Source organism: Collinsella sp. An271, assembly GCF_002159695.1.
In the GTDB taxonomy this organism is placed as follows: Bacteria; Actinomycetota; Coriobacteriia; order Coriobacteriales; family Coriobacteriaceae; genus Collinsella; species Collinsella ihumii.
This window is the reverse complement of record NZ_NFJE01000004.1, coordinates 188,609-203,665: the sequence shown is the minus strand read 5'-3', so window position 1 is coordinate 203,665 and position 15,057 is coordinate 188,609. Positions and strand designations below refer to the sequence as shown.

The 15,057-nt window shown below is 61.8% G+C and carries 11 protein-coding genes; 8 read left to right on the top strand and 3 right to left on the bottom strand.

The features are described from left to right. Positions 1-206: 206 nt before the first annotated feature. From B5F74_RS12205 to B5F74_RS05475, 3 genes are all read right to left on the bottom strand, one after another. The gene (locus B5F74_RS12205) at positions 207-581 is read right to left on the bottom strand and encodes a hypothetical protein (RefSeq protein WP_143753798.1); all 375 of its coding nucleotides are present in this window, start codon (positions 579-581) and stop codon (positions 207-209) included. Positions 582-594: 13 nt separating this feature from the next. Next, complete coding sequence (locus B5F74_RS05480) at positions 595-2,496, bottom strand: ABC transporter ATP-binding protein (RefSeq protein WP_087200713.1); 1,902 nt, start codon at positions 2,494-2,496, stop codon at positions 595-597. A 209-nt stretch (positions 2,497-2,705) separates the two neighbouring features. Further along, a complete protein-coding gene (locus B5F74_RS05475; RefSeq protein WP_087200711.1) occupies positions 2,706-4,841 on the bottom strand; it encodes an alkaline phosphatase family protein in 2,136 nt (711 codons plus the stop codon). A 148-nt stretch (positions 4,842-4,989) separates the two neighbouring features. Here B5F74_RS05475 and B5F74_RS05470 point away from each other — a divergent pair, with 148 nt between their 5' ends. From B5F74_RS05470 to uvrA, 8 genes are all read left to right on the top strand, one after another. After that, complete coding sequence (locus B5F74_RS05470) at positions 4,990-7,290, top strand: LuxR C-terminal-related transcriptional regulator (RefSeq protein WP_158095706.1); 2,301 nt, start codon at positions 4,990-4,992, stop codon at positions 7,288-7,290. Between the two features lie 116 nt (positions 7,291-7,406). Further along, positions 7,407-7,928 (top strand): hypothetical protein, encoded by a 522-nt coding sequence (locus B5F74_RS12200; RefSeq protein ID WP_143753796.1) that lies wholly within the window; start codon positions 7,407-7,409, stop codon positions 7,926-7,928. A gap of 247 nt (positions 7,929-8,175) precedes the next feature. Continuing rightward, complete coding sequence (locus B5F74_RS05465) at positions 8,176-8,748, top strand: hypothetical protein (RefSeq protein WP_087200708.1); 573 nt, start codon at positions 8,176-8,178, stop codon at positions 8,746-8,748. Beyond that, positions 8,748-9,665, top strand: coding sequence for a hypothetical protein (locus B5F74_RS05460; protein ID WP_087200706.1), 918 nt, complete (start codon positions 8,748-8,750; stop codon positions 9,663-9,665). The genes B5F74_RS05465 and B5F74_RS05460 overlap by 1 nt, the downstream gene beginning before the upstream one ends. Beyond that, positions 9,662-10,507: a hypothetical protein gene (locus tag B5F74_RS05455; protein WP_087200704.1), complete on the top strand. Its 846-nt coding sequence runs from the start codon at positions 9,662-9,664 to the stop codon at positions 10,505-10,507. Before B5F74_RS05460 ends, B5F74_RS05455 begins: the two co-directional genes overlap by 4 nt. Further along, positions 10,500-11,228: an ABC transporter ATP-binding protein gene (locus B5F74_RS05450; protein WP_087200702.1), complete on the top strand. Its 729-nt coding sequence runs from the start codon at positions 10,500-10,502 to the stop codon at positions 11,226-11,228. The genes B5F74_RS05455 and B5F74_RS05450 overlap by 8 nt, the downstream gene beginning before the upstream one ends. Then, positions 11,225-11,881: a hypothetical protein gene (locus B5F74_RS05445; RefSeq protein ID WP_087200700.1), complete on the top strand. Its 657-nt coding sequence runs from the start codon at positions 11,225-11,227 to the stop codon at positions 11,879-11,881. Before B5F74_RS05450 ends, B5F74_RS05445 begins: the two co-directional genes overlap by 4 nt. A 218-nt stretch (positions 11,882-12,099) precedes the next feature. After that, positions 12,100-14,994: an excinuclease ABC subunit UvrA gene (uvrA, locus tag B5F74_RS05440; RefSeq protein ID WP_087200698.1), complete on the top strand. Its 2,895-nt coding sequence runs from the start codon at positions 12,100-12,102 to the stop codon at positions 14,992-14,994. Positions 14,995-15,057 lie beyond the last annotated feature (63 nt).

The window sequence follows — 15,057 nt, the reverse complement described above, 5'->3', positions numbered from 1 at the left end:
GGCTATAGATGACCATGACTGTCTCATCCTATGAGGGCCAATGAAGCCAGGCGAATAGTGCCAGCGTGGTCATGCTGGCGTAGGGCAGAAAGCTGCTCATTGGGCGATTCATGCAGGGGTGCAAGAAGGAGGTGCGCCCATGATAGGCACACCTCCTCTTCGGTTAATGCCAGGCCCTGAGATGACGTAGCGTATTGAGAGCGCACTTACCAGGTGTCATAGATGCAACGATACTTGGTCTCGAATCCAACCACAAATGGGTTGTTTGGACTTATTCCAAGAGATGTGTAAATTATCTGGGTCCCAGTGAGTGCATAAGAGTTTTGAAAATAAATTAGCTTATATGTCTCATTATACCTATCGATGTTTTCTGAAGGGTCGTTTGCTGTCGAAAATGACATATAGGTGTCGACGACCTGGGCATTCATGGCTCGGGGGGAAATAGTCTCTTCTTGGGCTGCGGGCGCGTTGAGCTCTGCTGCGCACGCGGCGGCAATGGGGGATATGGTGGCGGAGCATACGGCAGTCAAAGCGATAATGGTCGCTAGGGTGCTGCGAAGCCTGCTTGCATTCTTCTTCATGTTTGATCTCCCATCATGTTGCATGTTGATAGATGCGTCGATAAATATCGTTCAGGTTTATGTCGCTCCCGCTGGTCTCACCTCCTATCTCGATGACGTGCTGCTCCGCGATGAAAAGCGTCCGGTCGCAGAGGGTCTCCAGATCCCACAGCATGTGGGATGAGATAACCACGATTGCACCGCGTGTGGCGTGCTCACGTAGGGCGGTGGACACGAGCTCGACGTGAAGCGGGTCCAGCGCATTCATGGGCTCGTCGAGCAGCAGGATCGACGCATTGCTTGTGCAGGCCATACAGAGTAAGAGCAACTGCCGATTCCCCTGGGACAGCTTGTGTACGGGCGTATTCAGGTATTCGGCCAGGTCGAAACGCTCTGCTTCTTCACGCGCGTTTTTGCTAGTTTCCCAAAGGGCGATGGTGAGCTCGAGATGGAACCGGACGGTTTGGGCTGGGAATAGTAGCTCGCTATCGCTGAGGAGAAAGACCGTCGTGCGCATGGTGGATCGGTCACAAAGCGGAAAGCCGCCGAGCTGGAGGCTGCCGCGGACGGTTGCATGCCCTGTGCCGTTGAGGGCTTGGAGCAGAGTTGTCTTACCGGCGCCGTTAGGAGCGATGAGCCCTATGATCTCGCCAGGTTGTATCTGCACATGTGCTTTATTGAGAATCGGATTGCGACGATATGCGACTGTATCGAACACGATGTCAAAAACCCTGGTAGGCGACGTGATGTTCGTGCCGGATATGGCACGATCGCCGATTCCTGAGCACCAGCCCCATCGTCGTTGCGAAGGCATCATCGACACGGTGTTGGCGAAACCGAGCGCCGCAGCTCCCCACATGAGTGGCACTATGATTGCATGGGCACCGCCAGCTCCCGTCACGAGAGCGATGTCCGAGGTGTTGAGATACGAGGCGCCGCCAAGTACGCTCGCTGAGTTCAGGTAGGTGGGAAGCAGAGACGTGAGCAGAGGGGCCCAAGGGACATCGTGCGCGTAATACAATTCAAACAACGGCGCGGCGATCAATAGCGTCATGATGATTGCAGCGGCGACAGATCCGCCTTTGCACATGAGGACGGCTGCGGCTATGGAGCACAGCGCGATGTAGATTGCAGTTTGTAGAGCGAGAAATGCAGCTATCTGCACGCCGACTGTGGTGGACACGAGTGTGTTGTCGCGTATGAGAACGACGGGATAGCTGGGATCGCCCATTCCGTTTCGCATCGATGCGATAACAAACGGTATGATCAGGCATATGAGGAGGCATGCGAGGGATACGAGCGCACCGGCAAGACCAGTTGCGCAGGCAGAGCCTCGTATTCCCATGCGACCTTGAGAGACGAGGCGTCTGTCCAAGCGCCGTCCCGCGATTGCCATCACGGCGACTGGGACGAGGTACCAGAAGATGTAAGGCGTAGACCCGATGGAGAACGCCAACAGGTAGATGGCGGGCATGTCTGCTGCAGTGTCGTAAACTTCAGGTGCGCCAAGCAGCGCGATGCGCTCAAGCAGCAGAGCATTGGCGGCGAAGGACAACTCGTTTTCCGCACCCTGGACGTAACCGTGCTCGTGCTCCTCCTCCACGGTGCGCGCGCGACGGGCGAGAGCGGAAAAGTACCCCGCTGCGTCCTCGATGGGGAGCGCTAAAGCTTCCTGTAGGTAGGAGACCTCCTGTTGCTTCAGTTCCACCAGTTTGGCTGGAGCGGTGCGGTAAGCACCGGAAGAGAGCTGTTCGCTCAGAAACGTTTGTTGTGTTTCAACGGCGTCGCGTCCGGCGATATAGGCTCCCCCCGTAGGAAGTGCGAGCGCCACGGGGAGCAGCAATGCCATGATGGTGAGCACTATGGGAACCAGCAGCAGCTTGTTGCGTGCCGTCACGCGTATTTGGGCCTGTACAACTCGCAGCCATGCCATCATCGTCGCCCCTCTCCGCAGATTCGAAATGTAAATGGGCCTCGATATTCGATGTAGACGCTATGGCAAGCGAGCAAATATGTCTGTAGACACCAGCTATGTGCTTGGTTGAGAGGGCGCGTCTACAAGGGGGCACACCGTTCTTGAGCGCATTGCGCTCATTTCCGATTTTGCTTGAGAACACGTAGACGGGCACCGTGTTCCCAAGGTGGCTAGTTCACCTTGCGCGCAAAGTTCAGGTACTGCACGGCGCGCAGGTCGTCCACGAGGCTGCGGTACGGCCCTTCCGCGTCGAGGGTGTAGCAGACGCCGTCGGCGCCGCGGTAGCCGTTGGCGCTCAGCGAGACGATCTGCGAGCGGCTGGCGAGCAGCGCCTTCTGATAGTCGGTCAGGGGCGCGCCGATGGCGTGCAGCGCCTGCGCCGCCAGCGCGCTGGCACCGATCTCGCTCTGCGCGCTGACCTGATCGTTGCCGGCGACATCGTAGTTCGCCCAGATGAAATACGTCGACTGGAACAGGCGCCATTGATGCGTCAGCTCGTCTTCGCCGGGATAGAGTGCGTCGTTCAGCGACGTGGTCATGTTGGGCTGATGGTCGCCGAAGAACACGAGCACGACGGGCCGGTCGAGCTGGCGCAGCTGATCCACGAAGTAGGCGAGGTCGCGGTCGGAGGCGTTGATGCAGGTGAGGTACGTGTTGAGCTGAGTGAGCAGCTCCCCGTCCGTCACGCCGGCCGGCGCATACGACGTGAGCTCTTCGGCAGGGACGGTGCCCGCGTCGTAGCCGCTGTGGTTCTGCATCGTGATATCGAGGATGAACTGCGGCCCGTCGTCTTCGGCAAGCAGCTCGAGGATCTTGTCGTAGGTCGCGCGGTCGGTCACGCCGGCGTGATACTGCGGCTCGCCCTCGAAATCCTCCATGGAGTAGAACTCCTCGAAGCCCATCTGCTTGTAGGACAGCGCGCGGTTCCAGTTGGTGGGCGCCTGCGGGTGCATGGCGCGTGCACGGTAGCCGAGCTCCTTGAGCTGCCGGGGCAGGCACTCGATGTCGGACAGGTTGTACAGCTGGTAGGGATACTTCCCGTTGCCGATGAACGCGATGGAGTCGCCCGTCAAAAACTCGAACTCGCTGTTCGCCGTGCCGCCGCCGTTGACCGAGGTCATGAGCGTGCCGCGCTGCAGGGTGTCGCCCAGCGAGTTGTAGAACGCGGGCCCCGTGTAGCCGGCGTCGAGCAGCCCCTGGTACAGGGACAGGTCCGAGAAGCTCTCGTTCATGACGGCGATGATGGTGGGCTGGACCTGCGCGAACTGCTGCTCGGCAGCGATGCGCTCGGGCGTGGCGCCGAGGGTCGCGTCGTAGGCGGCGACAAGGTCCGCCTGGATATCCGCCGCGGTCTCGTCGTCGTAGCCCTCGGGCTCGGGAATGGGAAGGTCCTGGGCGACGGCGATAAACGAGGGAAGGAACCCGTAGGTCTGGTAGGTCGCGATGGGCCACCAGCGGTCATACTCGAACCCCATGGCCTCCTCGAGCTTCACGGTGGAAAACGCACCCGCCAGGATGCCGAAGACGGCGACGCCGGCGCACAGGTTGCCGACGACGCCGGCTGCGCCGCGCGCCACGGTGCGAGGGCGACCGGGCCAGATGAACGAGAGCAGCGCGACCGCCGCGCCTGCGCCCACGAGCGAATCGGCCACGGCCGTGTTGATCTCGTAGGTGTAGTTGCCGCTTACGGCGGCCGCGGTTCCGAGGGCGAGCAGGTCGCTCGGCAGGATCGCCGCCGACTTGAACTGGAGGATGAAGTACTGCGCCACGCCGAAGCCCGCGCATGCGACGGCGGGGATGACCGCGAGCACGCCCGAGCGCTGGCCGATAAAGTACAGTGCGACCATCAGGCTAAACACGACGAGCGTCGAGAGCGCGAAGAAGGCGACGGGGACCTGGCCGGCGCGCTCGTTCCATGCAGCCTCAAGCGACCAGGCAGAGATGATGGCGGCGATGGCGAGCAGCACGAGGTCGCGCAGAAGGCGGATGCCGTGCGCGCCGCCCCCGATGCGCTCGAGCCACGGGGCGACAAACGTTCGCGCGAGCGTCGCGGCGCCCAGAATCTCCATGGCAACGGAGTAGACGATGAGGGTTTTGGCGCTAAATAAGCAGAGTTCGTTGACGCAGAGTACGCCCATGAGGGCGAGTAGAATCGCAAACGGGAGCGGCCACAGGATCATGCCGGGCGTGACGCGCTCGCGCGCCGCGCGCGTGCGCACGACCATGACGACGGTGAACGCGATGAGCGCCGCCGCAGCGGTATATGGAATCGGCGCGTATGCCGGTGACAGGATCTCGTCGGTCATGGTGCTCTTTACCGTCAGCTTACAGATTATGTAAGAATCCCACGACGGCCGCGCCCCGTCAAATCAACGTGACGTCGCGGTCGCCTGTAGACAGGCGGTAAACATGTTTCAAGCTGCCTGTCTACAGACGCGTGTATGGTGTAGACAGATGATTGAGACGTTCGATTCGATGGCCCAAACGCTTCTAGGGAGGCTCGCGATGCGATCAAGCGCCCGCTACATCATATGGTTCGCCCTGCTGATGGGTATGCCGCCGTTCTTTATGCGGACTTCAGCAAATATGTTGTACGACGTCGCTGACAACCCGAGCTTTTCCACGTATTACTGGATCGTGGCGCTTGCGGGTGTGCTCGCTTGGCTCATTCCCGAGCATGGCGGGCGGGAGTCTGATGCGCAATCTGTTCGGACGCGCATCGCCCGGTGCGCTGATCGCATCGGGCTGGGAGTCGCAGCACTCCTCTATGTCCTGTCGTTTGTGGGCTCTGTCGTGTGGCCGCATCTTCCGCTCGAGGTGAAGCTGTTCTTGCTTGCATTGCCGTTGTGGACGCTTTGCTTTACGGTGCTGCCCTTGTGCTCCGTTATGGTGCTGGTGCTGAGCTTCAGGCGGCACATCCGGCGCGAATCTGTGGACAGCGGGGAAGAATATACCCGAGTTCCACTGAGCGGCGCTTGCGTGCTCATAGGGATTTTCAGAATGGTGCTGGCTGCTCCGTTTGCTCTTGTCAGCGCATACGCCGTTGGCATCGCCACTGCGAGCGTTGACGTTGCGGCGATGGGATCGCTGTTGGTGCCTGCCCTCGCGCTGTGTGCTCTGGGGGCGGCTGCTGCGAGATGGGGAGGCGCGCGAGGACTTGCCGCGCTGTTTGCAGGGCTCATGTACGGTGAGGCGCTCGGTCATGTCCTGTTGCGGCTGTTTCCAAATGCCGTCTTTGTGGCGCTCGACCACATACCCCTGTGTGCTCTCGCATGTGCCGCGGTGTTTGCAGCGGGCCTTGCCGCCAGCCGCCTGCTCAAACAGCGCTGCAGGCCCGAGATTCGAGTCGACCACAACGACCATGCGGAACAGGAATATGAAATACAAAATGCCTGGCGGCTTTCGGATCGAGAGCGCGAAGCCGTCGTGTATGCGCTTGAGGGTGTGAGCTCGCGTGCCGCCTCCGAGTCGATGGGCATCAGCGCCTCCACGGTACGCAACCTGCAGAGTCGCGCGTGGGCAAAGATGGGTGTTTCGTCTGTGGCGGAGGCCCGCGAGCTCGCGCGCCGCGAGGCGGCGCCAGTGGCTGCTGCCGATGTTGACGATGCCCTGTATGCTCGCTGGAGATTTGCGATGGAGGCGCTCGCTCTTTGCGTGTTCGTTGGAATGTTTCCGTGGCATGCGCGCGAGGCGGTGTGGTTCACGCCCCTGAATGTGTGCGCGACACTGTCGATCGTCGTACTCGGGCCGCTTCTTGCCTCAAGATTATGCGGTCAATGGGGCGGCACGATCCGATCTTTACGCATCCGGGTGGTCCTGCTTGCTGCTTGCATCGTGGCCGAGTGTACCGCTCAGGCGCTGTGTATTGATGCACTGCCGATCGTGATGCTGGCGTCGGCGCTTACGATGGCCGATGTGCTCGTCGTGCTGGACGCGGTGCGGGAGGATTCCGTGTTTCCTACGGTAACGGCAAGCTGCCTGGTTGTTATCGCAGCTGTGCTAGGGCTGTCTCTGTTCGTGTTCTGGAAGGGCTCGGCATGGCCGTTCGTCGCCCCCGTTGAGCAATTTCTTCTGCTCATAGGGTTTCTGGCCGTTTGCTCGGTCGGTGTGCTTGCCTATCTGGGCCGAACTTCCCTAAGCGTCGCGCTCGCCTTGTGCCTGATCGGCTCGATCGCGGCAGCCCAGTTAATCGAGAACTATGCCCCCATACTGGTCGTTCTTGCGGGAACCGTAGCGGGTATAGTCGTCGAGCTGCATCGTTCGGGATATGCAGGCCGCTTCTCCCGAGCTCTGCTCGGCGGGTTGATCGTTGGCGGTTTGATGGGCGTGGGTCCCATCAGTTGGCTCTACGACGAGATGAACATCATGCTCGTGACCGATCGGGTTATCGCGGAGCGGCAAGCGCAGCTGGCATTCAGCTTTGTGCTCGGTATCGTGGTAGCGCTCGCTGTCTTTGCGCTCGCGGTGCTGTGGGCAGAGGTCGTCGTGTCGGCGCACCGGGATGCGGTCGGAAACGAGTTTTCTCGTCTGCCCGCCGATCGTGCGGCGAACGCCCTGCGGGCACGGGGACTGTCGGATTTGCAGGTCGACGTCCTCATAGGATCGCTTGAGGGCAAGACGCTCAAGCAGATCGCCGCATCGGTGAATTACTCTGCGAGTACGGTGTACGCGGTGAGGCGCGACGCGTATCGCGCACTGGATGTCCGCGGGATAAGCGGGGTCCTCTCCATCATCCAGCAGGTCACCGGCCTGTAGACAGCCGCTAGCCCGGCTCGAAGCCCCGTGTCTACAGACATCCTTCCGCTTCTTCTGCATGGTTGTTCTCAAGGCGACAGACGTCGCCACGACCTCTTTCATGGAAGGGGAAGGACATGGGAATCTCACGAATTAGAAGGACGGTTGGCTGCTTTGTTGCGACAGCGCTCGCCTGTAGCGCCTTGGGCGCTTTGCCCGCTGTAGCGATGGCGGACGAAGGGGGTCCGAGTATTGTGCCTATGCACAATAATGATTGTAAGTTCCATTTTGATTTTACTTTTTTGCAAGAAACCGCCGGCGATTCAATCGAACTCAAGCATAATGCAAGCTCTACCTATGTACGGCTCGATAGCGTCAACATAGATGCAGCTCAGCTGTATGTTGACGGGGCGGTTCCGAATTCAACCAATCTTGTAAATTGCATGGGTGGTGCCGATGCGGTAGTCAATCGTGGCCTGAAAGGGCACTTTTGCATCAGGAATCTCGTTTGCGAACGGTTTGGGCAATCCGGGGTCGCAAATTCCCAGTTAACAGGATGGGGAATGAAGAACACTGGGACGATCGATGGCGTTTGGAGTCCGGATAGCCTTTATAACTATACGCCTTTGAATGGCTACTGCAACCCGAATATTTGGTAGTTGGCTACAGGGCGGAAGCGCCGTGAGGCGTTTCCGCCATGATTCCGCATTGGAGGGGCCCATGAGAAGGCGTTATCGCGGCGCTGTGCTCCTTGCGGCGACGTGTGTGGTTGGAGCGTCAGCGCAGGTGCTGCACATGTTCGGCCCGACGGGCGCGTCGCACGTGTACGCGGAGGCGTTTCAGGCTGAGTAGGAGCGCGTTGCCGCATTTAAGGCGGAGCATAATAAGGACTACCAGGTCGGCGACGTGTTTGATCTCAAGGGCATCGATTGGAGGCTTCCGGATAACGAGGAATATTCCGGCACCTATCTTGAGACACTGGGTTGGTTCGGGACTCTTGCGTTGAAGGTGTCAAACCTCAGATGGTTCTCTTCTCTCGAAGACGCTGGGCTGGGCGACTGGACCGGCAACCTTCCCACGAATGAAGCGCGCTACCTGTTTATGGACTTGGAGATCACGAATGTCGACGCCTTGTCAGATAATGACGAACTGAGGGATGGGGGCATGATTGCGCTTTGCGCTGATGTGTCGTCGCTCAGTTTTAGGGTTGACGCCGATGAAGAGGGCAATTATGCGCGGGATCTCGTGTACGGAACGCTGATCTATAACAGCGGGGAACCCGAGCAAGACATCATCAATAACCATTCTGTTATCGCCATTCCGCAAGGACAGACGCAAACGGTCACGCTAGGTTGGGCGATTGAGTCGCGTGCCGAAGACGGGTCGTATCCCGTTGACGAGCCGCTTGTACTGTATTTTGGCGATGCTGGCTCTGATGGGCACTGCACAGTGCACCTTGGCGTGCCGGAGGTGGGGTAATGGCCGTGAATTCCATCGCTAGCGCCTCCAAACGTCATCGCGCTTCGCACGTCTTGCGGCTCTGCTCAAGCGAGCTGGAGCGCATGATCGTCTCGCCTTGGTTTGCGGTGCCAGTTGTCGTCTGTTTGGTCTTGGTCGCCCTAAGCGCCATCCTGAATTATCTCTCGTATAGCGAGTGGTACGGGTATGCGGTCCAAAACCCTTCCAAAGGATACGGCATGGAAAGCCGTCTCATGGTCAACTACTGGGTGGGTACCGACCTCAAGCCGTCTTCGGTCGCCCTCTATTTTCTGCTCCCGCTGCTCTGCCTTTTGCCGGGAGCGGGATCGCTGGTAGAGGAGCGCTCATCGGGCTATCAGCAGCACGCGCTGTCGCGCCTGACCAATCGGCGCTACTACGGCGCAAAGGCTTTTGCCTGCTTTATCGCGGCGGGTCTCGTCGCGCTGGTCCCCTTGGTTGCGAGCGCGCTCGCAGCGGCGCTCGTCGCCCCCTATGGGGCACCCGATCCCATCTCGTACGTATTCCTCGCGGTGCCCATTAGTTGGCTCACGCCGTCTCGCGATCTGTACTTTACCCAGCCGCTGCTCTTTTTGGCTGTATGGACGCTTACGGCGTTCCTGTTCAGCGGGATCTGGGCGACCGCTCTGCTCGGTGTGTCGCTGTTTGCGCGCAATGCGACCAAGCTGTTCCTTTGGGGCTTTGCCGCCCAGTTGTTCGTCAACTACGCAACGGTTGCGCTCAGCCGCCTGATGGTACAGGACGCCTCGCGCTCGCTCGATTTGTTCACCCTTCTGGTCCCCACGGGCTACGAAGGGGTGATCACCAGTTTGGAGGGCATGGCGGCCTCGCTTGTTGTCTACGGTGCCCTGAGCCTGCTGTTGCCCGCGCTGTTTTTCAAGAGGAGGTGCTACCTATGAGGACGCTCAGGCTGTATGCCCGGGACCTGCGGGTGGGCCTACCCTCTGTGCGACCGTATCTTGTTGCGGCGCTGGTCCTGGGCATCGTTTACGGAATTGCCGCTGCGGGGGATTGCGCGTACTCCGGCAACGACCTCTCCTCCTTTACGTTTGCTGACTACGTTGCCTTGACGTTTCAGTTTGCCAACCCTGTGGACCTGTGGCTGCTCATTCAGGGCAGGCCGCTTGCCATCACGTTTCCGTGGTTCTTCTCGTTTGCGGTGCTGTTCGCCGCTACGTTGGAGTTCCCGCGCGCCGATCTTTTGGGTGCAGGATACCGCGGGGTCGTGGCCTCGGGAAGCCGCTGGGCGTGGTGGATCGCAAAATGCGCTTGGGTGTGCACCGTGGTTGCTGCGTTCTGGGTACTGCTCTTTGGGGGACTCATTCTGACGGCTTGGGCGTTCGGTGCGCAGGCTTCAGAATTCATGTCGGAATACGCCATGATTATGGTTCCCTCTTCGTCGTCTGCCAGATATCCCGGCATGTCCATGGTGCCGCTGATGCTGCTGACCGTCCCGATCTGCGCCAGCATGATGCTCGTGCAGCTGGCGGTGTCCGTGCGCGTTGAGCGCATGCCGGGCTATCTGCTGTGCATGGGCGTGCTTTTTGCATCGGGCATGGTGGAGCATCCGCTGCTGCCGGGCAACTACCTGATCTCGGGGCGCTCTGCCGGCGCCTATGTGGAGGGTTTGCCCATGAACGACGGGTTCGCCTTGTCGCTGGCCGTGGCGTGGATCGCCGTGGCGGTGGGTGGCCTGTTGGTTTCCCGTATGACGATCTATGGAGGTTCGCGCGATGAGTGAGCTGATTGTGCGTGAAGCGGAAAAGACTGTACGCGGCATCAAAGTGCTCGATGGGGTCAGCCTGTCGTGTTCTTCGGGGCAGGTCGTGGGGCTGTGCGGGGCCAACGGCTCGGGCAAGACCATGCTGCTGCGCGCGATAACAGGGTTGATGTACCTCGATCGCGGGTTTGTGGAATATGACGGCAAACGCTTGGGCCGAGATATCGATTTTGTCCCCCATGCGGGCGTGCTGATAGAGAACCCCGCGTTTTTGGGCAGGTACACGGCGGTGGACAATCTGCGGTTCATCGCCGCCATGTCGGATGGCGTCGACATGGAGTACATCCGCCGCTGCGTTGCGGCGGTCGGGCTCGATCCCGATGACCGCCGCCGCTACCGGCAGTTCTCGCTGGGCATGCGGCAGCGCCTGGGAATCGCGGCCGCCATCATGGGGAGACCCCAGCTCGTGGTGCTGGACGAGCCGACCAACGCGTTGGACGAGTCGGGCTTCGATCTCATGGGGCGCATCGCGGCCGATATCCGCCGACGCGGAGCCATGGCGGTCGTGGCGAGCCATGATTCGGACGTGCTGCGCTGCATGGCCGACGAGATCGTCCGCATGAAAGACGGTCGGGTCATCGAGTGCGAGACGGTGCGGAAAGCTGGCCCGGCGGGCACGGACGCCGCGCCTGCGCCGCGCTCTCCCGTCCGTCGCCACGCACGGGAGGTGCCTGCTCTATGAGGCGCGTAAAGCTGTTTGTCCTTGTGTGCGCGGCGCTGGTGATCGTCGCTGCGTGCGCATGGCGCATCTACGACGTGAACGCACGGGCGATCCGGTACCCCACGGAGCGCTACGGGATAGGGGACAACGTGGCTCTTGAAGGTGGGTTCTTTGCTGATGCCACGGAGAATACCGCCGGCTATTCGCTGCGCATCGACGGTGCGCAGACCATGTCGTACAACGACTACGTGCGGGCCTATGGTGTCGAGGGGGCGCAAACGGTCGAGGGGCTCGACGAGGCCTCGATCATCTGCCTGACCGTGACCATAACCAACGATTCCGACAAGACCCCCGACCAGGGAGGGTTCAACATCTCCCTCATGAGCCTCGTCAAACCGGATGGGAGCGGGCTCATGCGTGTTGACACGAAGCTGTGGAGCCAAGCGGAGCCGGCTTTAGCGGAATCTCCCTATGCGGCCTCTACGGGCGTGCTGCCCCATACGAGCTACACGACGCATATTCCGCTTTCAGCCGGTCTGCTGACGCGCGACACGCTTGCCGACCAGGCATCGGGGGGCGTGACTGCGACGTATCATCAGCCGGTGGAGCCGGGCTCCTACGACCTCTACCTGTCCGTCATGCCCACGCGCAAGCTGGTGACGATTGACGTATAGCGCCTGAGGGATGGGTCATTTGGGGACGGGTTCGTTCCAACCCATCGGCGGCCGTGTAGTCCGCCGATGGGTTGGAACGAACCCGTCCCCAAATGACCCATCGATGACCCGAACATGACGTGGGCAATCCGTGGCGGCGCAAAGCACGAACACATGTCCGCATTCAAAAGGGGTAGACTCAAAGGCTGCATATTCCATGGCACGCCGAAAGGGTTCCCATGTCTGATTCATCTATCGTTATCCGCGGCGCGCGTGAGCACAATCTGCGCGACATCGACGTCGAGATCCCGCGCGACGAGCTCGTGGTCATCACGGGTCTGTCCGGCTCGGGCAAGTCGAGCTTGGCCTTTGACACCATCTACGCCGAGGGCCAGCGGCGCTACGTCGAGAGCCTGTCCAGCTATGCCCGCCAGTTCCTGGGCCAGATGGACAAGCCGGATCTGGACTCCATCGACGGCCTGTCGCCGGCGGTGTCCATCGATCAGAAGACCACGTCTAAAAACCCGCGTTCCACGGTGGGCACGGTCACCGAGATCTACGACTACCTGCGCCTGCTGTTCGCGCGCGTGGGCACACCGCATTGTCCCGAGTGCGGGCGTGTGATCGAGCGCCAGACCACCGACCAGGTGGCCGACAAGATCCTCGAGGCGGGGCAGGACCGGCGCGCCCTCGTGCTCGCGCCGGTGGTCTCCGACCGCAAGGGCGAGTTCGCCAAGCTACTCGACGACCTGCGCCGCGAGGGCTTCTCGCGCGTGCGCATCGACGGCGAGGTCCGCAGCCTCGATGACCCCATCGAGCTCGACAAGAAGTTCCGCCACACCATCGAGGTCGTGGTGGACCGTATCGTTATCCGCGAGGGGAGCGTGGGCCGCATCGCCGAGGCCGTCGAGCAGGCCACCAAGCTCGCGCACGGCAACGTGGCGGTCTACCTGCTGCCCGACCGCGGCGCGCCCGAGGGCACGCCGGGCGACCTGCTCACCTACTCGCTCGCGCTCGCTTGCCCCGAGCACGGTCACTCCATCGACGACCTCCAGCCGCGCGACTTCTCGTTCAACGCGCCATACGGTGCCTGCCCGGAGTGCGACGGCCTGGGGTTCAAGAAGGTCGTGGATGCCGAGGCGCTTATCGAGGACCCGAACCTCTCCATCGAGGAGGGCGTGTTCGGCAGCTTCTTCGGCAAGTCGAACTACTATCCGCAGATCTTCCGCGCGCTGGCCAAGCACCTGAAGGTCGACCCCGCCACGCCGTGGCGCGACCTGCCCGCCCGCGTGAAGAAGATCTTCCTCGACGGTTTGGGCGACAAGAAGATGCGCGTGGACTACCATACCCAGGACGGCCGCGACACGCACTGGTTCACCAAGTACTCCGGTGTGCGCAACATCCTGTACGAGCGCTACATCGAGACCACGAACGAGAACACCAAGGCGCGCCTGGAGCGTTACATCCGCGAGGAGCCGTGCCGCGCCTGCCACGGAGCGCGCCTGCGCCCCGAGATGCTGGCCGTCACGGTGGGAGACAAGTCCATCCACGACGTGTGCTGCATGAGCTGCCGCGAGTCGCTCGAGTTCTTCGAGGCGCTCGAGCTCAACGAGCGCCAGCAGTTCATCGGCGGGCGCATCGTCAAGGAGATCATGGAGCGCCTGCGCTTCCTGGTGGACGTGGGCCTGGACTACCTCACCCTCGACCGCGCGTCGGCCACGCTGTCGGGCGGCGAGGCCCAGCGCATCCGCCTGGCCACGCAGATCGGCGCGGGCCTCATGGGCGTGCTCTACATCCTGGATGAGCCCTCGATCGGCCTTCACCAGCGTGACAACGAGCGGCTCATCGCCACGCTCGAGCGCCTGCGCGACCTGGGCAACACAGTCATCGTGGTCGAGCACGACGAGGACACCATCCGCGCGGCGGACTTCGTGGTGGACATGGGGCCGGGCGCGGGCGAGAACGGCGGCGAGGTCGTGTGCGCGGGCACGCCGGCCGACATCATGGCCTGCCCGGCGTCGCTGACCGGCCAGTACCTCACGGGCCGGCGCATGGTGCGCCTGCCCGAGGAGCGCCGCGACCCCGGACGCGGCGCGCTCGTGGTGCGCGGGGCGCGCGCGAACAACCTCAAGAACGTGACGGCGAAGATCGAGTTCGGTACGTTCACCGTGGTGACGGGCGTGTCGGGTTCGGGCAAGTCGAGCCTTGTGACCGACACGATCGCGCCTGCGCTCACCAACGCCATCCACCATTCGGCGCGCCCTGTGGGCCCGTACCGCGCGATCGAGGGCATCGAGGAGATCGACAAGGTCATCGACATCGACCAGTCGCCGATCGGGCGCACGCCGCGCTCGAACCCGGCGACCTATATCGGCCTGTGGGACGACCTGCGCGCGCTGTTCGCGAGCGTGCCGGAGTCCAAGGCGCGCGGCTACAGCCCCGGGCGCTTCAGCTTCAACGTGCCCGGCGGCCGCTGCGAGGCGTGCAAGGGCGACGGCCAGATAAAGATCGAGATGCACTTCCTGCCCGACATCTACGTGCCGTGCGAGGTCTGCGGCGGCAAGCGCTACAACCGCGAGACGCTCGAGGTGCTCTATCGCGGCAAGTCCATCTCGGACGTGCTCGACATGTCGGTGACCGAGGCGCTCGCGTTCTTTGGGAACATCCCGCAGATCAAGCGCAAGCTGCAGACGCTGTTCGACGTGGGCCTGGGCTACGTGCGCTTGGGCCAGCCCGCCACCACGCTGTCCGGCGGCGAGGCGCAGCGCGTGAAGCTCGCCAAGGAGCTGCACCGCAAGCAGACGGGGCGCACCTTCTACATCTTGGACGAGCCTACCACGGGCCTGCACTTCGAGGACGTGCGCCAGCTCATCGACGTGCTGCAGCGCCTGGTCGACGCGGGCAACACGGTGCTCGTGATCGAGCACAACCTGGATGTCATCAAGGTTGCCGACCGCATCATCGATTTGGGGCCCGAGGGCGGTAACGGCGGCGGCAAGATCGTCGTGTCCGGCACGCCCGAGAAGGTCGCGGCCTGCAAGGAGAGCTACACCGGCAGGTTCCTGGGCCCCATCCTGGAGCGCGACCGCGCCCGCCAGGCGGGCCATGAGGCGCCCGAGCTCGAGAAGCGCTGAGGGATGCGCCAACGCGCCGCGCCTTCGCGGGGGCGGCGGCGTCTCCGGCCGGGGATTGCGGAA